We start from the raw sequence: 18,775 nt of genomic DNA on the forward strand, positions 1-18,775 counted from the left end.
ACGAGGGGGAGCCGACCATACCACAAAAGCACGCCCGCGGCTGCCGACGTCCGGCGGCGCGTACACTCAGCGGTAGGGATTGTCCTGGGTACGCAGCTCGATGCGCAAGGGCGTGCCGACCAAATCGAACGCCTTGCGAAAGCGCGCCTCCAGGTAACGCCGGTACGCATCGCCCACGTGCTCCAGGGAGTTGCCGTGGATGACGATCACCGGCGGATTCTGTCCGCCCTGGTGGGCATAGCGCAGCTTGGGGCGAAACGCGCCGCTCTTGGGCGGCGCCTGAAACGCCACCGCCTCGTGCAGCAAGCGGGTGAGCGTCGGCGTGGGCATCTTGACCATCGCCGAAGCATGCGCCCGAATGATCGACGGCCACAGGGCGTCGATGCCTTGGCGGCGGCGTGCCGAGACGGTATGCAGCGGCGCGAAGCGCAAAAAGCCCAGCCGCGCCTCGATCGAACGCCGTACCAGCTCGCGCTGGTAGTCGTCCACCGCGTCCCATTTGTTGACCGCCAGCACCACCGAGCGGCCACTGTCGAGGATGAAGCCGGCGATGTGCGCATCCTGCTCCGTCACGCCCTGGGTGGCGTCGAGCAGCAGCAACACGACGTGTGCGCTCTCGATGGCCTGCAGGGTTTTGACGACGGAGAACTTCTCCACTGCCTGGAACACCCGGCCCTTGCGCCGCAGGCCAGCGGTGTCGATCAGCTCGAAGCGCCGGCCCTGGCGCTCGAATGGCACCCGAATGGCGTCGCGCGTCGTGCCCGGCAGGTCGAAGGCCACCAGGCGCTCCTCGCCCAGCCAGGCGTTGATCAGGGTCGATTTGCCGACGTTCGGGCGCCCGGCCACCGCCAGCCGGATGACGTCCTGTGCCGCCGGCTCGGGCGTCTCGTCAGCGTCGTCGTCCGCGGGCCAGACGATGGGCGCCAATGCGCGCTCCAACATCGAACGCACGCCTTGCCCGTGCGCCGCCGACACCGGTACCACCTCGCCCAGCCCCAGCTCATAAAACTCGGCCAGCTGCGCGCCTTCGCGCATCCCCTCGGCCTTGTTGGCCACCAGCACGCACGGCTTGCCCAAGCGCCGCAGGTAGGCGGCGATGTCGTGGTCCTGCGCGCTCAAGCCAGCACGGGCGTCGACCACGAACAACACCACATCGGCCTCGGCCACCGCCTGCTGGGTTTGGCGCGCCATTTCGCGCGCGATGCCTTCGCTGGCCTCGGGCTCGAAGCCACCGGTGTCGATGACGATGAACGAACGCCGCGCCAGCCGTGCTTGGCCATAGTGACGGTCGCGCGTTAGGCCCGGCAAGTCGGCGACGATGGCATCACGGCTTTTGGTGATGCGATTGAACAACGTCGATTTGCCGACGTTGGGCCGGCCCACCAGCGCGATGACAGGCGCAAAGCCGCTCATTCTGGACGCCAAGCAAACACGCCGCCGTTGCGCGTGACCGCCACCAGCGTATTGCCCACACGCAGCGGGCCATCGACGATCGGCGAACCATCGGTGCTGAGGCGGTTGACGATGCTGCCGTCGGCGCGCGCCAACAGATGCACATGGCCCTGCGCGTCGCCGATGGCCAGCGTGCGACCGATGGCCAGGGGCGCGCTGAGCGTGCGGTGCAGCAAGCGCTCCTGGGTCCAGACGCGCCGCCCGTCGGCGCGCGCCAGCGCCAGCACCCGCCCGTTGGCTTCCACCGCATAGACGTGCTCGGCGCTGGCCTGCACCCCGGTGGCGCCGTCGGCCGCCTGCGTCCACAGCAAGCGCCCAGCGGCGGCATCGGCACAGCCCACCGCCGCCTGAAACGCGCGCGCACACAGCACGTCGCCGTCGCGCCCCAGCCGACCGACGATGTCCACCAGGCGCTCGATTTCGGTGGCACCGCGCGTGCGCCCGATGGTGACATCCCAGCGCACCCGGCCGGTGTCGGGATCGATGCCGACCAGCCGACCACCGATACCCGCCACCAAGGTGTTGCCCACCGCCGTCAGGGCCCCAGGCTGTTGCAGCACCAAGGGATCACTGCCACGGCTGGGCTGTTTCCACAGGGGCGCGCCGTGGTCGGCGTCGAAGGCGCTGAGGCTGCGGTCGCCAGCCAAAACGAACACGCGTCCCCCCGCCACCAACGGCGCCGTGTAGACGCGCGCCGGCAAGCGCTGGCGCCACGCCACGCCGCGCGCCGTCAACACCACCAATTCGTTGTCGCGCGTCACCAGCGCCACCCGCTGGCCGTCGAACCCGACGCCGGCGGCAAACGGCGCCCCAGCGTCGGCGCGCCAGCGCACCTGGCCGCCGTCGCCATCGAACACGGTGACCGAGCCCGCCGCGTTGGCCAGCGCCAGCGCGTTGCCGTGCACCGCCGGCACCAACAAGGCATCGACCACACCGACGGACTGCTGCCACGCCAGACGCGCCGCCACCAGCGGCACCACCGGCTCCAAGGGAGTCGGCTGCGGCTTCTTCGGGCCCGATGCGCAACCCGCCAACGCCACGACCAGGGCCGACAGCCACAGCGCGTAGCGCCGACGCGATGACGACACGGCGCCAAGCGGCGCGGACAAACGCGACTTCACCAGCAAGTTCACGGCTTGGCCTCCGGTTGCGTGGGATCGACCCCGAGCGCATTCAATTTGGCTTCGACGATGGCGCGGTAGCCGCTGTCATCCGCCAACCCGCGCCACGCTTCTTGGTAGGCCGCGCGCGCCGCATCGAGCTCGCCACGCACCTGCTGCACGTCCCCGCGCCGATCGGCGGCCCAGGGCCGCAACGCCGACGGCCACTCGAACTGCAACCAGCGCAGCGCGGCGTCGGCCTGACCGGCATCGAGCTCCAGCGCCGCCAGCCGCAGGCGCGCCAGCGCCGCCAGGGTCGGATCGCGCCCGCGCTCCGCCGCAAACTGCGCCGCCGCTTTGGCATCCTGCACCGCGCCGGCGTCGGCCAGCGCCCGCGCCGCCCACAGCGCGCCTTGCTGGGCCTGCACGGTGCGCGGGGCCTGCGCCTGCAAATCGCTCCAGACGCGACGCACACGCTCGACATCGGCGCCGCGGGCGGCCTGCTCCAGCTCATCGAGCAGCGCGGTGGCCTGCAGCGCTTGGCGCCGCTCCCAATATTGCCAACCGTTGTACGCGGCAAAGGCGGCCAAAGCGGCCACCAGGGCCCAGGTGATGACGTTGCCCCACGCGGCCCAGAAGGCCTTGAGGCGGTCGATTTGTTCCTGCTCTTCGAGATCGTAATGCGAGGCCATGGGCTGCCCGTTCCAGTCAATGCACCGGGATTGTAGAGGCCGCACCGCACCGCAGCTGGCTGGCCCACTGTGCCACCTGCGCCAGCGGCAGCGTGGTTTGCGCCGTGATCGGCCCGGGCAGCCCCTCGCGCAGCGGCTTGACGGCCACCACGCCAGCGGCCAGCTCGTCGGCGCCGAAAATCAAGGCATAGCGCGCACCACTGGCGTCGGCTTTTTTGAATTGCGACTTCATGCTGCCCAGTCCGTCGGTGGTGCTGGCGTGCATCCACACCTGCACGCCCGCGGCGCGCAGCGCGCGCAGCACCGGCAGTACCGTGGGCCAGGCCGACGCATCGGGCACCACGGCATAGGCGTCGGGCGCCGGCGGCTGCGGCAGCCGCTGCTGTGCCTTGAGCAACTCCAGCACCCGCTCCACGCCCATGGCCCAGCCGACGCCGGGGGCGGGTTTGCCACCCAGCTCGGCGATCAGGCCGTCGTAGCGGCCGCCGGCGCACACGGTGCCCTGCGCGCCCAGCGACGTGGTGACGAACTCGAACACCGTGTGGTGGTAGTAGTCCAGCCCACGGACCAAGCGCGGATTGACGCGATAGGCAATGCCTTGCGCCTGCAGCAGCGCACACACTGCCTCGAAGTGCGCACGCGAGGCTGCCCCCAGGTGGTCGATCAGCTTCGGCGCCGCCTCGACCAAGGCCTGCATCTGGGGGTTTTTGGTATCGAGAATGCGCAGCGGGTTGGTGTAGAGACGACGCTGGGCGTCGTCGTCGAGCCGATCGCGGTGCCGCTCGAAGTAGGCGATGAGGGCTTGCCGATGCGCCTGCCGCTCGGCCGGCTGGCCCAGGGTGTTGATCTCGAGTGTGACATCCTGCACACCCAGCGCCTGCCACAGGTCGGCCGCCATCGTGATGAGCTCGGCATCCGCCTCGGGCCCGGCCAAGCCCAGCGCCTCCACCCCGATCTGGTGAAACTGCCGGTAGCGGCCACGCTGCGGGCGCTCGTGGCGAAACATCGGCCCCATGTAGTACACGCGCTTCGGTCCGTCGTACAGCAGCGCGTGCTCCACCGCCGCGCGCACCACGCCAGCGGTGCCCTCCGGCCGCAGCGCCAGCTGCTCGCCGTTGAGCCGATCCTCGAAGGCGTACATCTCTTTTTCGACGATGTCGGTGACCTCCCCCAGCCCGCGCACGAACAGCGCCAACGGCTCGACGATGGGGGTGCGGATGTTGCGGTAACCGTAGCGCGCAAACAACGCGCGCACCTGGGCCTCCAGCCATTCCCAGTGCGCCGATTCGGGCGCGACGATGTCATTCATGCCTTTGACGGCGACGATTTTTTCTGCCATGGACGTTATTGTGACGGAGACGGGAGACCCAAACGGCCGGCACCGCAGCGCCAGCCCACCGCAGACCCCGGGGCGCGTCTGCCTCAAGCCATGGTGCGGCCGCACCCCCCGCCGCCCTGCGACCGGGCAGCAGCAGGTGCCACCGGGCGCGCCGATGGCGCGGCCTGTGCCGGCGATGGGCTCCTGCCCCACCCTCGCCGCGCGCACGAACGGTGGTGCACCCGGGTTGGTGCTGGCGCAGAGCCGAACCGCCGAGGGCCACGGGACTAGCCGGACGGCGGTGACGCCGCGCCAAAACGGCGCTGCACGTAATCTTCGACGATGGCGCGAAACGCCTCGGCGATGCCCTCGCCGCGCAGCGTCGTGACCTTTTGCCCGTCGATATAGACCGGTGCGGCGGGCGCCTCGCCGGTACCCGGCAGGCTGATGCCGATATCGGCATGTTTGCTCTCGCCCGGCCCATTGACGATGCAGCCCATCACGGCGACTTTGAGGTTTTCGACGCCAGGGTAGCGTTGCCGCCATTGCGGCATCGCCGCGCGCAAATAGTCGTCGATCTGTTTGGCCAACTCTTGGAATACGGTGCTGGTGGTACGCCCACACCCCGGGCAAGCGGTGACGCTGGGCACGAAGTGTCGCAAGCCCAGGGCCTGCAAAATCTCCAGCGCCACCACCACCTCTTGGGTACGCGGCTCGCCGGGCTGCGGCGTCAAGCTGACGCGGATGGTGTCGCCAATACCCTGCTGCAGCAAAATGGCCAACGCAGCGGTGGACGCCACCGTACCCTTGACCCCCATGCCGGCTTCGGTCAAGCCCAGATGCAGGGGATGGTCGCAGCGCCGCGCCAGCTCCTGGTACACGGTGATGAGATCCTGCACCCGGCTGACTTTGCACGACAGCACGATATCTTCGGCCCGCATGCCCAGCGCAATGGCCTGCTGCGCCGACTCCAGCGCCGAGCTGACCAGCGCTTCGACCATCACTTGCCGAGCCTCCCAGGGCTGCGCGCGGCGTGCGTTGTCGTCCATCAGGCGCGCCAGCAGCTCCGGATCTAGACTGCCCCAGTTGACGCCGATGCGCACCGGCCGGCCCCAGCGCAGCGCCGTCTCGATCATCTGCGCGAACTGGCGGTCTTTTTTGTCCCCCCGCCCGACGTTGCCGGGATTGATGCGGTATTTGGACAATGCCTGCGCCATCGCCGGGTGGTCGGCCAACAGGCGGTGGCCGTTGAAATGAAAGTCACCGATCAGCGGCACGCCGATGCCCATGCGGTCGAGTTGCTCGCGGATGTGGGGCACCGCACGCGCTGCCTCGTCGTTGTTGACGGTGATGCGCACCAGCTCGGAGCCCGCCTGGGCCAGCTCCTTGACCTGGATCGCCGTGGCGATCACGTCGGCGGTGTCGGTGTTGGTCATCGATTGCACACGCACCGGCGCATCGCCGCCGACGGTGACCCGATGGTCACCCCAGGCGACGACGCCCTGCCGGCTGCGCCGCGGCGCCGGTGCGCTCAAGTTCACCGGTGGCGCCTCACCGTGGTCGCTGCGAGCGGCAGGAAATGCTGGATGGTTCATGGCGATCAGCGCACTTCAAAGCGGGCGACGTTGTTGCGCGCCCGTGGAGTCAAATCGAATGGCTGCCCGTGCACCCAAACCTCGGTGGCATCGGCGCGCCCGACGGTAACCGCCAACACCTCGTCCTCGTCGAAAGACACCGTTTCCCCCGGCTGGAGCGTCCGCTGCAGCCGCACCTGCCCCGACGCTCCGATCACCTGCACCCAGCTGGGCTCGCGCGCCTGCAAACGCAGCCGCTGCGCGCGGCGAGGAGCTGTACCGCCGTCCGCGCCGCCGGCGGGGGCGGCCTCGGACGCCACCGCGGCCAGCGGCGCCGCCGTCCCCGCATCGCCCCCCGCGGCCGATGACGGGCCGCTGGCGAGCCTCTGCGGCTCCGCGCGGACCTGCTCCGCCAACGAGGCCGCACCGGCATCGGACGCCGAGCCGGAGGCGGCCGAGGCGTCAGCCGCGCTCGGGGTCGGGTTCAACCCTCCCGACGGCGCTGGGGCTGGCGGCAACACCACCCACAGTGCGGCGGCCAGCGCCACCAGAGCCAACGCCGCCCACAGCGGCCAACGCCGCCGCAGCGCATCCCCACCGAGCCATCCCACCCCGGCCTCTTCACGCGGCATCGGTGCCCCAATGGCCTCGACGGCGTGACCCAAGGACGGCGCCGCGACAGCGGGCAGCGCCGCCAGGATGGGGCCGGCATCGATTTTCAAGGTCCGGCAAACGCTCAGCGCCAGCGCACGGGTGAACGTCACATCGGGCAGTGCCTCGTAGCGGTCTTGCTCCAGCGCCTCGATCCGCTGCACCGGGACCTTGAGCATGGCCGCCAAGGTCGCGATGTGCAGCCCCGCCGCTTCGCGCGCTTGGCGCAGCAACGTCCCTGCCGTGGCGGGTGCGGTCGGTGTCTGCGGCGCATCACTCATGGAAGGCTCCCCGCTCGTAGGCATCGGCCTCGCGCGACGTCGGGAAGCGGCGCCGCAGCTGCTCGGCCAGCTGCTGGGCCGCCTCGTAGTTTTGCAGCCGGTTTTCGATCTTGATGCCCAGCCACAGCGACTCGGCGTTGGCGAACTCGGAATTGTTCAGACGCCGGATGTACAAGCGCGCCCGCGCGGCGTCACCGCGCTGATGCAGCAGCAGCGCCAGGTTGTACAGCGTCACCGGATTGCTGGGGTCGAGTTCGAACGCCCGCGTCAGGCTGCGTTCGCCGGCCTCGGGCTGCCCGGCGCGAACTTCACACACCCCCTGGGCCAACCACGTGCGCGCCGCCGAGCGATAGCCCGATGTTTGCAGCGCGCGCGCAAACGCCTCGAAGGACGGCGGGTAGCGCCCGTCCTGGCAATACATCCAGCCCAGGTTGTGCCACACATCACCGTCGCGTGAATCGAGCCGCAGCGCCTGCCGAAAGCTCTCCTCGGCCAGCGCGTAGTCGCGCAGCTGCGTGTAGATGAGCCCGCGCAGATTGAACGCTGCCGCAAACGACGGATCGATTTGGATGGCTTGCTTGACTTCATCCAGCGCCACGGTGAGCTGGCCCTGCTCGAAATATCCCGTGGCCAATTCGAGTCGGGTGCGGGCACGTTTGCGCGCCTGCGGCTCGTCGGACTCGGTCACCCAGTCGCGCCCGGTCGCACCAGCGCCGCCGACGGTGCCTGCACAGCCCGACAGCACGGCCGCCACCACCAACGAAAGCGCCGCCACAGTGCCCCACCGCCCCAACGCCCGGCGCAAGGTATAGCCCAGCGGCCTCATCGGGTGCTCTCCGTCGTCGTTGCCGGCTCCGCGCGACGCCGCAGCGCCACCACTTGCCAGTCGTCGCTGCGGCGCGCCAGCCGCTGCGCCACCCGGGTGCGGTCCCATACCTCGCCTGCCAGCTGACCGCAGGCGGCGTCGATGTCGTCGCCGCGCGTTTTGCGAATCGTGGTGACGATGCCAGCGCCGTTGAGCCGGTCGGCAAAGGCCTTGACGGCGGCGCGAGACGAGCGCTGCAACCCCGACGCCGCAAAGGGATTGAATGGAATCAAATTGACCTTGCACGGCACGCCACTGCCGCCATGTCCGCGCAACAGGTCGATGAGCTCGTCGGCGTGGGCTGGGGTGTCGTTGATGCCGTCGAGCATGCAGTACTCGAAGGTGATGAAGTCGCGCGGCGCCGACGGCAAATAGCGCAGGCAGGCGTCGAGCAACTCGCGCAGCGGATATTTCCGATTCAACGGCACCAAGCGATCACGCAGCGCATCGTTGGGGGCGTGCAACGAAACCGCCAATGCCACCGGGCAGTCCTGCGCCAAGCGCTCCATCATCGGCACCACGCCGGAGGTGGATACCGTCACGCGCCGGCGCGACAACCCATAGCCGTGGTCATCGAGCATGACACGCAGCGCGCCCACCAAGGCCGCGTAGTTTTGCAAGGGCTCGCCCATGCCCATCATCACCACGTTGGAGATGACGCGTTCCTGGGTGCCGAAGCGCCGCCGCAGCGCGTGCTCGGCGTACCACAGCTGGGCGATGATCTCGCCGGTGGTGAGATTGCGACTAAACCCCTGGTGCCCGGTGGCACAGAAGCGGCAGCCGACCGCGCAACCCGCCTGACTGGATACGCACAGGGTGCCGCGGTCGTCTTCGGGGATATAGACGGTCTCCACCGCATTGCCGTCGCCCACGTCGAACAGCCACTTGACGGTGCCGTCGGTCGAAGCCTGCTCGGCCAGCACGGGCAAGGCGCGCACCTGGGCCACCGAGGGCAAACGCTCGCGCAGGTCGCGCGCGAGGTCACTCATCTCCTCGAAGCGCGCGACGCCTTTTTGGTGGATCCAGCGAAACAGCTGGACGGCGCGGAAGCGCTTGTGTCCGAGCCGCTCGCAAAAAGCGGCCAACCCCTCGAGGTCGAAATCGAGCAAATTGGCCGTCATGACATGATCAGCGCGAGTAAATGGCCATGCCGGGGAAGAAGAACGCCACCTCGACCGCGGCGGTCTCGGGCGCGTCGGAGCCATGCACCGCGTTGGCATCGATGCTGTCGGCGAAGTCGGCGCGGATGGTGCCCGGCGCCGCCTTCTTCGGGTCGGTGGCCCCCATCAACTCACGGTTTTTGGCGATGGCGTTTTCGCCTTCGAGCACCTGCACCATCACCGGACCGGAGACCATGAAATCCACCAGGTCCTTGAAGAACGGGCGCTCCTTGTGCACGGCGTAGAACTGTTCGGCCTCACGGCGCGACAGGTGCACCATTTTGGCGGCGACGATCTTCAAGCCCGCCGCCTCGAACCGGCTGTAGATCTGGCCGATGACATTTTTGGCAACGGCGTCGGGCTTGATGATGGAAAGGGTGCGTTCGATGGCCATGATGTTTGCAATCGTTGGGCAATAGTGGAATCAAACCTATTATTTTACCCTGAACGACGCCCACTCGACCGGCGCGCGTTGCGCGCCGGCCCCGTGCGTGTGCGGTCGCTGCCTGCATTGCCACCGCGGGCAGAGCGCGCCGACGCTGGGGTCGATGGGGCAGCGGCGCGCCTCGCCCCTGCGCCGCGAGGTGGGCGCCCCGCGCCGGCCGCCTTGCCGGCGGCTGCCCCCGCCCCCGGCAGGACGCCCCCGCTGCGCCGTTCAGAGGGGCGCGCTTCCATGGGTGCCCGAGCGGGACGCGGCGCCGGCGGTCGGCTGGGCCGGGGGCCTGCGCCGCGCGGCGTGCGCGGGCGGCGCGGCGGCGGTGCTGGCGGCGCCGCGCTGTCCAAACCACTGGCCTGCAGCAACGCCTTCACATCGGCGGCAGGCAACTCGATGAACGCCCCGCGGCGCAAACCACGTGGCAACACCACCGCCCCGTAGCGCACGCGAATGAGGCGGCTGACCGCATGCCCCACGGCTTCGAACAGCCGCCGCACTTCCCGGTTGCGTCCCTCGGCAATCGTCACCCGATACCAGCGGTTGGCGCCATCGCCGCCGGCCTCCTCCAGCGTCGAAAAGCGGGCTGGACCGTCCTCCAGCTCAACACCGTCGAGCAAGCGTTGCCGCTCCGGCGCCGACAGGGCACCCAAGACCCGCACCGCGTACTCGCGCTCCAGACCAAAGCGCGGATGCATCAAGCGGTTGGCCAGTTCGCCGGAGTCGGTGAACAACAGCAATCCTTCGGTGTTGATATCCAGTCGGCCCACCGCCATCCACTTGCCGCTACGCAGGCGCGGCAGGTTGCGAAACACCGTCGGGCGGTTTTCCGGGTCGTCGAGCGTGACCACCTCACCCGTGGGCTTGTGATAGGCCAGCACGCGCGGCAGGCGGCGTGCCGTGGCCTGCCATGCCACCCGCTTGCCATCCAGGCGCACCACGTCACCGGGGGCCACACGCTGGCCAACGTGCGCCACCTCCCCATTGACCGTCACCCGCCCGGCGGCGATGGCCTGTTCCATATCGGTGCGCGAACCCAGTCCAGCCTGGGCCAACACCTTGTGCAATTTCACCGAAGCGCTGGTAGAGGCCACAGCGGATGCGCGACCGTGCGTCGCAGCCGCGCTGGGTGCGACCGCGGCCCGGCGGCGCGGCGCAGAGGGGGCATGTGCAGACATATCGAACTTTCAAGCAAGGCCGGCGTCTGCCGGCGTAGTTGGCGGGTCATCGACGCGCCCGGTGGGCAGCGCCGCCGGCGCAGCGGACGCCTGCGGCGGCGCCGGCACGGGATCCGACACCACTGGCTCCAGGCCCGGCAGCATCGGGGTGCGGTGGTCTGCGTCGGGCAGCAAAGGTAGCTCTTGCAGCGAAGTCAGACCCAAGTCGTCGAGAAACTGGCGCGTCGTCGCATACAGGGCCGGCCGCCCCACCGTCTCACGATGCCCCACCACTTCGATCCAGCCGCGGTCTTCCAGCTGCTTCAAAATCTGGCTGCTGATGGTCACGCCGCGAATCTCCTCCATGTCGCCGCGGGTGACCGGCTGTCGATACGCGATGATGGCCAGCGTCTCCAGGACGGCGCGGCTGTAGCGCGGCGGCTTCTCCGGATGGAGACGCTCCAAAAACGGCTGCAACTGCGGCCGACTTTGAAACCGCCAGCCACTGGCTACGCACACCAGCTCCAAGCCACGCTCGGCCCACATCGCCTGCAGGTCGAGCAGCAGGCGCTTGAGCGTCTGCGGCGCGAGCGCACCGTCAAACAACTGACCCAGCTCGCGCAGCGACAGCGGCCGCCCGGCACACAGCAAAGCGGCTTCCACGATACGGCGCGCCTCGGCAGTGTTCATGCACGGGTGTCGATGTCGTCGTCCTCGCCAGTGGGCGCAGCTGCCCACAAGAGGGCGGGATTGTAGTGCAGCTCGGCCGCCGCCAATGCAGCGGCCAGGTCCGGTGGCGGGGGGCAATCGAACGCCAGCCACTGCCCGTGAACCGGGTGCGGCAAGCCCAAGCGGGTGGCATGAAGCGCTTGGCGCTGCAACCCCAAGCCTGCCGGCCCACCGTACAAGCCGTCGCCCACCAGTGGGTGCCCCAGCGACGCCAGATGCACGCGAATCTGGTGGGTGCGCCCGGTGTGCAGGCGGCAGCCCAACAGCGCCCAGGCCCCGCCCGCCGACGACTGCGCCAGGCAACGCACCGCGGTGCGCGCTGGCTTGGCGCCTGCGCCGCCTGCCGGGTGCACGGCCATGCGCAACCGCTGGCGCGGATCGCGCCCGATCGGTGCATCGACGACCGCGTCGGCCACCTGCCGCCACGGCCCGCGCACCACAGCCAAGTAAATCCGCCGCACCCGCCGCGCAGCGATCATCGCCACCAAGGCATCGAAGGCGCGCGCCGTCTTCGCCACCACCATCAGACCGCTGGTATCTTTGTCCAGCCGATGCACGATACCCGCCCGCGGCAAGCTGGCCGCGCCCGCATGATGCGCCAGCAAGCCGTTGAGCAGGGTGCCCGACCAATGGCCGGCGGCCGGGTGCACCACCAGGCCGGCGGGCTTGTCCAGCACCAGCAAATGCTCATCCTCGAAGACGATGGGCAGCGCCATTGGCTGCGGCACGAAGGCGCGCGCCTGCGCCGTCGGGCGCAACTCGATGCAAACCTGCTGGCCCACACGCAGACGCAGCGCCGCCTTGGCAACCGGCCGTGCGTCCACCTGCACCGCCCCCTCCGCCAGCAAATGCTGCACATGGCTGCGCGAGACCTCTGGCAGCCGCTGCGCCAGCCAACGGTCCAGCCGCTGGCCGTGTCCGTCCGCCTGCACCGTCCATTGCCGCCATTCGGCCTGCGCCTCGGGGTCGCTGTCGCGCTCGTCCCACTCGTGCGCCGACGGCGTCCCCAGCGGTGGGGCCTCTATAATTTTTTCCATCATGTTTGCTGCCCTGGCAGCGCGCCAAAGGGGCTCCCAATGTCTATGCAACGATTATCCGCCGTTGGCTCGCGCGCTTGCGCTGTCGCCGCTCTCACCGCCGGGGCCCTGCTGCTGGCTGGCTGCGCCAGCGGCCCCGAAAAAGACGTCACCGCCGGCTGGAGTCCCAACAAGCTCTACGCGGAGGCGATGGGCGAGCGCAACGCGGGCAATTTCGACAAAGCGATCGCATACTTCGAAAAACTCGAAGGTCGGGCCGCCGGCACGCCGCTGGCGCAACAGGCGCAGCTGGAAAAAGCCTACGCGCACTACAAAAACGGCGAACAGGCGCAGGCCATTGCCACGCTGGATCGCTTCATGCGCGTGCACCCGGCCAGCCCCGCATTGGATTATGCCCTCTACCTCAAGGGACTGGTGAACTTCAACGACAGCTTGGGGCTGTTTGGCTTCATCTCCCAGCAGGATTTGTCCGAGCGCGACCAAAAAGCCGCCAAGGACTCGTTCGAAGCGTTCAAGGAGCTGGTCGAACGCTTCCCCGACTCGCGTTACGCGCCCGACGCGCGCCAGCGCATGACCTACATCGTCAATGCACTGGCGCAGTACGAGGTGCACGTCGCGCGCTACTACTACCGGCGGGGTGCCTACCTGGCCGCCATCAACCGCGCGCAAACCGCGCTACAGGACTACCGCAACGTTCCAGCGCTGGAAGAAGCGCTGTATCTGCTGATGAAGTCGTACGAGGCGCTGGGTATGGAGGAGCAGGCGCGCGACGCGCGGCGCGTGCTCGATGCCAACTTCCCCAACAGTGTCTTTCTGACCCGTGGGCTGCAGCGGGACAGCGGCCCGTGGTGGAAGCTGTGGTGAGATCCGCACCGGTGGTGCAAGGCGCCGACCTCTCGTTGGCCGTCGGTGCCTCACCCGCCCTGCCCTGACCGGGCGAACCAAACCATGATCAGACGCGCGCCCCGCGGCGAAACATTCCCAGCGGACGGCCGTGCGATGTTACCACGCACTGCAAGCCGCGCACGGCCAAATAAAAAAGCCACCCTCACGGGTGGCTTTCAGCGGTGAGCCGTTGCGGCGACTGGACAGTCTCAGACGGTCTCGCCCAGCACCTGAACGTTGACGTCGACGACGACGTCGGTGTGCAGCGCCACCGACACCGTGTAGTCGCCCACCATCTTCAGCACGCCGTGCGGCATACGCACCTGGGCCTTGCTGACCGGGAACCCGGCCTTGGTCAACTCGGCGGCGATGTCGTGGTTGGTGACGGAGCCGAACAGACGGCCATCGACACCGGCCTTTTGCGACAGCTTGACGGTGTAGCCGTTGAGCTTTTCGCCCAGAGCCTGCGCTTCGGCCAGCTTGGCCGCGGCGGCTTTTTCGAGCTCGGCACGCCGCGCCTTGAACTCATCGATGGCGGCTTGCGTGGCGCGACGGGCGCGACCGGTGGGGATCAAGAAATTGCGGGCATAGCCGTCTTTGACCTTGACGATATCGCCGAGGTTGCCCAGATTGACGACTTTGTCGAGCAGGATGACTTGCATGGTATCGGGCTCCTTCAGACGCGGTGCTGGTCGGTGTACGGCAGCAGGGCCAGAAAGCGCGCGCGCTTGATGGCCGTGGCCACCTGGCGCTGGTAAATGGCGCGCGTGCCGGTCAGCCGCGCCGGGATGATCTTGCCGTTTTCGGCAATGAAGTCTTTCAGGGTTTCGATGTCCTTGTAGTCCACCTCTTCCACGCCCATGACGGTGAAGCGGCAGAACTTTTTGCGACGAAACAGCAGGTTGCTGTTGGAGGCGCGCTTAGGACGGTTGCTCTGCGAATTGCGTTGCGGTGCAGCCATGATGATTTCCTTGATTACTCGATCGGCTCGATATGTTGGAGGTGGAAGACGACGCCTTTGCCCCGATAGGCCGCGGCCAGAAACCCCGTGCAGCGCAGACGCGAACCCAGCGACATGCGACCAAGGCGCAGTGCCGTTTCACCGAAGGCCACGGCCTTCAGGTTGAGCGCGACGCGACGCACGTGATCGACCTCGGTTTGCTGCGACTCGTGCTCCAGCAACACATCTTGCGCGGGCAAACCGGCCGGGGTGTAACGCAGAGGTGCCAGCTGCGCCAAGCGTGCCACCAGCCGCAGGTGGTTTTCCGACGGGGAAGACGCCGACGCCGGGCTCAAGCCGCGGCTTCCTGCTGGGCCTTGCGGGCCTCCTCGCGCTCGACGGCCTTCATCATGGCCGACGGGCCAGTCTCCGCCTTCTTCTTCTGCACGACCAGGTGGCGCAGCACGGCGTCGTTGAAGCGGAAGGCGTGATCGAGCTCATCCATGACCTCACGACCCGCCTCGATGTTCAGGCACACATAGTGCGCCTTCGACAGCTTGTTGATCTGGTAGGCCAACTGGCGACGCCCCCAGTCTTCGACGCGATGAATGACCCCGCCGCCGGCGGTGATCATGCTCTTGTAGCGCTCGAGCATGGCGGGCACCTGCTCGCTCTGATCCGGATGGATCAGCATGACGATTTCGTAGTGACGCATGAACTCTCCTTGTGGCAAAACTGCTGCCCCGGCGTCAACTGGGTGCAGCAAGGAAGCCCTCTATTATAGCTGGGAGCGTGCCGGCGCGCGCAAGCGCTGCACCAGCTCGCGCACGGCCGCAGGCGGCGCCGGGGTCAGCAGGCTGACCACCACCAGCGTCAGCAACCCGGCTGGCACGCCGAACACACCCGCCGCAATGGGCGGAATGTCCCACCACAGGCGCACCGGGCCACGCAACCCCAGCCATTCGTGCAACCAGGGGTGGGTCACGGCAATATAGCCCAGCGCCACCGATAGACCCACCACCATGCCAGCCAAGGCCCCGGCGGCATTGGCGCGAGACCAGAATATCCCCAGCACCAAAGCCGGAAAGAAGGCCGACGCCGCCAACGAGAAAGCGGCCGAGACGAGAAACAAGATATCGGCCGGCTTGTGGGCGGCCACATAGGCAGCCAACAGGGCCACCACCAGCAGCAATACTTTGGACAGCGTGACCCGGCGTGCGGCGTCCGCATGGGGATTGATCGTGCGGTAGTAGACGTCGTGGCTGAGGGCGCTCGTGATCGACAGCAGCAGCCCGTCGGCGGTGGACAGGGCGGCCGCCAAGCCGCCCGCCGCCACCAGACCGGCCACCACATACGGCAACCCAGCGATTTCGGCGGCCGCCAATACGATGATGTCGGCGCCGATACTGATCTCGCTCCACTGCACGCGTCCGTCGCGGTTGACATCCTGCACCGACAACAACGCAGGATCGACCCGGCTCCACCCCGCCACCCACGACGGCAGGGCATCGAACGACACACCGATCAAACCACCGAACATCTCGGCCTTGACCAGCACCGCCAGGGCCGGAGCGGTCAGATACAACAAGGCGATGAAGCCCAAGCCCCAGACCACCGACTGCCGCGCCTGCGCCACGTCCGGCACGGTGTAGAAACGCACCAACAGGTGCGGCAGCGCCGCCGTGCCCAGCATCAGGCAAAACACCACCGCCAAAAATTGGCGCCGTGCAACGTCCGCAGCCTGCACGGGTGTGCCGGCGGTGGCGAAAGGCTGCGCCTGCGGCGCGACACCGCCCAGCGCCGCGCTCTGTGCCAAGGCACGCCGGTACTCGCGTTCCCACAGAGCTTGCGCCGTGGCGGCGTCGCGCGGCAGCTGCGCCAGCAGCCGCTCGGCCTCGGCGAGTTCGGCGGCGTCCGCCCCATACGACCCCAGCGAAGCGATCAGCTGCTCGATCTGCGCGCGCTCTCGCTGCAGGGCTGCGGCAGGGTCGCGCAAGCGCTCCTGTAGCACCTGCGCGCGGTGCAGCCAAATGCGCTGTGCGTGGCGCTCATCGGGACTGTCGGCCAGCGCCTGCTCGATGGCGGTGACCTGCTGCAGCTGCACCCCGTAGGTTAGCTGCGGCACCGGCGAGCCGGTCTGCTTCATCGACAGCCACACCACCGGCGTGACATACGCCACGATGAGCACGATGTACTGCGCCACCTGGGTCCAGGTGATGGCCCGCATGCCGCCCAGGAAGGAGCACACCAAAATGCCCCCCAACCCCAGAAAGACACCCACCTCGAAGGCCAGTCCGGTCAGGCGCGAAGTGATCAACCCGACCCCGTAGATTTGCGCCACCAGATACAGAAACGAGCACAGCAACAGCGCCACCACCCCCACCAGCCGCGCCGGCGCGCCGCCGTAGCGCGCCGCCAAAAAGTCCGGCACGGTGAACTGCCCGAAGCGGCGCAGGTAAGGCGCCAGAAACACCGCCACCAGCACGAAGCCGCCACTCCAGCCCAGCACATAGGCCAAGCCACCGAAGCCCTGCAGATACAGGGTGCCGGCCAAGCCCAAAAAGGACGCCGCCGACAGCCAATCGGCTGCAATGGCCACGCCGTTGTAGAAGGCCGGCACCCGTCGTCCGGCCACGTAGTACTCCACCGGATCGATGGTGCGCGCCAAGATGCCGATCGTGGCGTACACGGCCAGCGTGGCCAGCAGGAACGTCACACCGATGGCGGTGCGCGAAACGCCCGCCCCCTCCAGCACCGCCAATACCCCCACGAATACCGCAAACGCCAGACCAAAGCGCAGATACAGCCGATCCAGTCGGCGGCGGGCATCCGGGTCCATGGCAGCGCGCATAGGCGTGCTATTTTGCCGGCAGATAATGCGTCGCTGCCGACGACGTACCACACGCGCCGGATCGCCGTGGCCGCCATCGACCACCACCGGCAGCGCCGCGCGTCTTTTTTGCGCGCTGCGCGGTGTACGATGCGATGGCTGGCATCCACCTGCGTGTAACCGATGAATACCTCCGCTGCCACGCCACGCGACACCGACGATTCGATCCGGCTGGCCACCCTGCCGGTGCGCGCACTGCTGCGTCGCGCGCCGGTGACGGTGGCGCCCGACACCCCCATCCATACCGCTGCCCGCTTGATGCGCGACGAGCGCGTCTCGTCGCTGCTGGTGGTGCACGAGAACCGCCTGATCGGCTTGGTGACCGACCGTGACCTGCGCAATCGCGTGCTGGCCGCCGGCCTCGACCCACAGTCGGCCGTGGTGGACGTCGCCACCACGGTGGTACAGACGGTGGACGTGGGGGACCATGCGTTCGATGCGTTGCTGTTGATGGCGCGCCTGAATGTGCACCACGTCCCGGTCCTGGACGACGGGCGCGTGGTCGGCATCATCACCGCCACCGACTTGCAACAGCAGCAAAGCAACTCCGCGGTCAACCTGGCCGGAGCGATCTACGCGCAGGAAAGCCTGGAGGATTTGGTGCAGGTCAGTGCGCGTATCGGCGAGCTGCAACGCCAGCTTGCCGCCGCCGGCACGCCCGCGCACGCCGCAGGACGGCTGGTGTCGGCCATGACGGACGCCTTGACCTCGCGGTTGCTGCAGCTGGGTGAAGCGCGCTTTGGCCCGCCGCCGGTACCCTACGCGTGGGTGGCGGCGGGCTCGCAGGCACGCAACGAGCAAACCGCCAAGTCGGACCAGGACAATTGCCTGGTGCTGGACGACGCTTACGACCCGGCGACGCACGGCGCTTATTTCGAACGATTGGCACGCTGGGTGTGTGACGGCCTCAATGCCTGTGGCTATGTGTATTGCCCGGGCGAGATGATGGCAATGACCGACGCCTGGCGGCAGCCGCTGGCGCGCTGGCGCGCCTATTTCCGCCAATGGATCGAAGAGCCACAACCGAAGGCGCTGATGTTGACCTGTGTCTTCTTCGACCAGCGCTTCGTCCATGGCGAGCGGTCGCTGCTGGACGCCTTGCGCGCCGAAGTGCTGCAACGCACCCCCGGGCAACGCATTTTCTTGGCGCACATGGTCAGCAACGCGCTGACGCACCAGCCCCCACTGGGCTGGCTGGGCGGCATCCACACCATTCGCAGCGGTAAGCACGAGGGCACCATCGACCTCAAGCACAGTGGCATCGTGCCCATCATCGATCTGGCCCGGGTGTACGCGCTGGCCGGGGGGTTGCTGGCGGTCAGCACCCGCGAGCGCTTGGCGGGCGCCGCGCACAGTGGTGAGATCACCGCCGAGCGCACACGCGACCTGATCGACGCGCTGGACTTTTTGGCCGATCTGCGCATCCAGCACCAGGCGCGTTTGCTGGCGGAGGGGCGTGCGGCTGACAACTATTTGCACCTGCACGAGCTCTCGGAGCTGGAGCGCCGCCACCTCAAAGACGCCTTCACCGTGGTCAAAGAACTGCAGGGGGTGCTGGAGCGGCGCTACCTGGCTGGGCGGTTCTGATGGCCGCCCGTCGGCGCTACGTCC

19 protein-coding genes are annotated in these 18,775 nt (G+C 68.1%); 2 read left to right on the plus strand and 17 right to left on the minus strand.

Annotated features, from left to right (window positions below; all coding sequences use genetic code 11):
• Nucleotides 1-66: 66 nt before the first annotated feature.
• From der to Tchar_RS00450, 12 genes are all read right to left on the minus strand, one after another.
• Nucleotides 67-1,413, minus strand: coding sequence for a ribosome biogenesis GTPase Der (der, locus tag Tchar_RS00395; RefSeq protein WP_144327121.1), 1,347 nt, complete (start codon nt 1,411-1,413; stop codon nt 67-69).
• Nucleotides 1,410-2,585, minus strand: a complete 1,176-nt coding sequence (gene bamB, locus Tchar_RS00400) for an outer membrane protein assembly factor BamB (protein WP_236640064.1) — start codon at nt 2,583-2,585, stop codon at nt 1,410-1,412. Before bamB ends, der begins: the two co-directional genes overlap by 4 nt.
• Complete coding sequence (locus tag Tchar_RS00405) at nt 2,582-3,244, minus strand: YfgM family protein (RefSeq protein ID WP_144327122.1); 663 nt, start codon at nt 3,242-3,244, stop codon at nt 2,582-2,584. The genes bamB and Tchar_RS00405 overlap by 4 nt, the downstream gene beginning before the upstream one ends.
• A 16-nt stretch (nt 3,245-3,260) precedes the next feature.
• Nucleotides 3,261-4,583: a histidine--tRNA ligase gene (gene hisS, locus Tchar_RS00410; RefSeq protein WP_144327123.1), complete on the minus strand. Its 1,323-nt coding sequence runs from the start codon at nt 4,581-4,583 to the stop codon at nt 3,261-3,263.
• 266 nt (nt 4,584-4,849) lie between these two features.
• Nucleotides 4,850-6,157 (minus strand): flavodoxin-dependent (E)-4-hydroxy-3-methylbut-2-enyl-diphosphate synthase, encoded by a 1,308-nt coding sequence (gene ispG, locus Tchar_RS00415; protein WP_144327124.1) that lies wholly within the window; start codon nt 6,155-6,157, stop codon nt 4,850-4,852.
• Between the two features lie 5 nt (nt 6,158-6,162).
• Nucleotides 6,163-7,068 carry a helix-turn-helix domain-containing protein gene (locus tag Tchar_RS00420; RefSeq protein ID WP_144327125.1) on the minus strand — a complete coding sequence of 302 codons (906 nt, stop codon included), beginning with the start codon at nt 7,066-7,068 and terminating at the stop codon, nt 6,163-6,165.
• Entirely contained in the window at nt 7,061-7,894 is an 834-nt protein-coding gene (pilW, locus tag Tchar_RS00425; protein WP_144327126.1) for a type IV pilus biogenesis/stability protein PilW, read from the minus strand. Before pilW ends, Tchar_RS00420 begins: the two co-directional genes overlap by 8 nt.
• Complete coding sequence (rlmN, locus tag Tchar_RS00430; protein ID WP_144327127.1) at nt 7,891-9,054, minus strand: 23S rRNA (adenine(2503)-C(2))-methyltransferase RlmN; 1,164 nt, start codon at nt 9,052-9,054, stop codon at nt 7,891-7,893. The genes pilW and rlmN overlap by 4 nt, the downstream gene beginning before the upstream one ends.
• A 7-nt stretch (nt 9,055-9,061) precedes the next feature.
• A complete protein-coding gene (gene ndk / locus Tchar_RS00435; protein ID WP_144327128.1) occupies nt 9,062-9,487 on the minus strand; it encodes a nucleoside-diphosphate kinase in 426 nt (141 codons plus the stop codon).
• 44 nt (nt 9,488-9,531) lie between these two features.
• Nucleotides 9,532-10,599 carry a 23S rRNA pseudouridine(2605) synthase RluB gene (gene rluB, locus Tchar_RS00440; protein ID WP_408033516.1) on the minus strand — a complete coding sequence of 356 codons (1,068 nt, stop codon included), beginning with the start codon at nt 10,597-10,599 and terminating at the stop codon, nt 9,532-9,534.
• A gap of 114 nt (nt 10,600-10,713) precedes the next feature.
• On the minus strand, nt 10,714-11,373 hold the full coding sequence (gene scpB, locus Tchar_RS00445; protein ID WP_144327130.1) for an SMC-Scp complex subunit ScpB: 660 nt from the start codon (nt 11,371-11,373) through the stop codon (nt 10,714-10,716).
• A complete protein-coding gene (locus Tchar_RS00450) occupies nt 11,370-12,452 on the minus strand; it encodes an RluA family pseudouridine synthase (protein ID WP_144327131.1) in 1,083 nt (360 codons plus the stop codon). Before Tchar_RS00450 ends, scpB begins: the two co-directional genes overlap by 4 nt.
• A gap of 36 nt (nt 12,453-12,488) precedes the next feature.
• On the opposite strand from Tchar_RS00450, the gene Tchar_RS00455 reads away from it, so the two are divergent.
• On the plus strand, nt 12,489-13,313 hold the full coding sequence (locus tag Tchar_RS00455; protein WP_144327132.1) for an outer membrane protein assembly factor BamD: 825 nt from the start codon (nt 12,489-12,491) through the stop codon (nt 13,311-13,313).
• A 230-nt stretch (nt 13,314-13,543) separates the two neighbouring features.
• Here Tchar_RS00455 and rplI read toward each other — a convergent pair whose 3' ends face one another.
• The 5 genes from rplI to Tchar_RS00480 all read right to left on the minus strand — a co-directional run bounded on the left by rplI (nt 13,544) and on the right by Tchar_RS00480 (nt 17,113).
• The gene (gene rplI / locus Tchar_RS00460; RefSeq protein ID WP_144327133.1) at nt 13,544-13,996 is read right to left on the minus strand and encodes a 50S ribosomal protein L9; all 453 of its coding nucleotides are present in this window, start codon (nt 13,994-13,996) and stop codon (nt 13,544-13,546) included.
• 14 nt (nt 13,997-14,010) lie between these two features.
• Nucleotides 14,011-14,295 (minus strand): 30S ribosomal protein S18, encoded by a 285-nt coding sequence (rpsR, locus tag Tchar_RS00465; RefSeq protein ID WP_144327134.1) that lies wholly within the window; start codon nt 14,293-14,295, stop codon nt 14,011-14,013.
• Between the two features lie 14 nt (nt 14,296-14,309).
• Nucleotides 14,310-14,630 (minus strand): primosomal replication protein N, encoded by a 321-nt coding sequence (gene priB, locus Tchar_RS00470; protein ID WP_144327135.1) that lies wholly within the window; start codon nt 14,628-14,630, stop codon nt 14,310-14,312.
• Nucleotides 14,627-14,989 (minus strand): 30S ribosomal protein S6, encoded by a 363-nt coding sequence (rpsF, locus tag Tchar_RS00475; protein ID WP_144327136.1) that lies wholly within the window; start codon nt 14,987-14,989, stop codon nt 14,627-14,629. The genes priB and rpsF overlap by 4 nt, the downstream gene beginning before the upstream one ends.
• Nucleotides 14,990-15,052: 63 nt before the next feature.
• On the minus strand, nt 15,053-17,113 hold the full coding sequence (locus Tchar_RS00480) for a sodium:solute symporter family protein (RefSeq protein ID WP_236640065.1): 2,061 nt from the start codon (nt 17,111-17,113) through the stop codon (nt 15,053-15,055).
• 174 nt (nt 17,114-17,287) lie between these two features.
• Between Tchar_RS00480 and Tchar_RS00485 the strand changes: the two genes are divergently transcribed.
• Nucleotides 17,288-18,751 carry a putative nucleotidyltransferase substrate binding domain-containing protein gene (locus Tchar_RS00485; RefSeq protein WP_144327138.1) on the plus strand — a complete coding sequence of 488 codons (1,464 nt, stop codon included), beginning with the start codon at nt 17,288-17,290 and terminating at the stop codon, nt 18,749-18,751.
• The last annotated feature ends 24 nt before the right edge of the window (nt 18,752-18,775 follow it).

Source organism: Tepidimonas charontis, assembly GCF_007556685.1.
Classification (GTDB): domain Bacteria; phylum Pseudomonadota; class Gammaproteobacteria; order Burkholderiales; family Burkholderiaceae_C; genus Tepidimonas; species Tepidimonas charontis.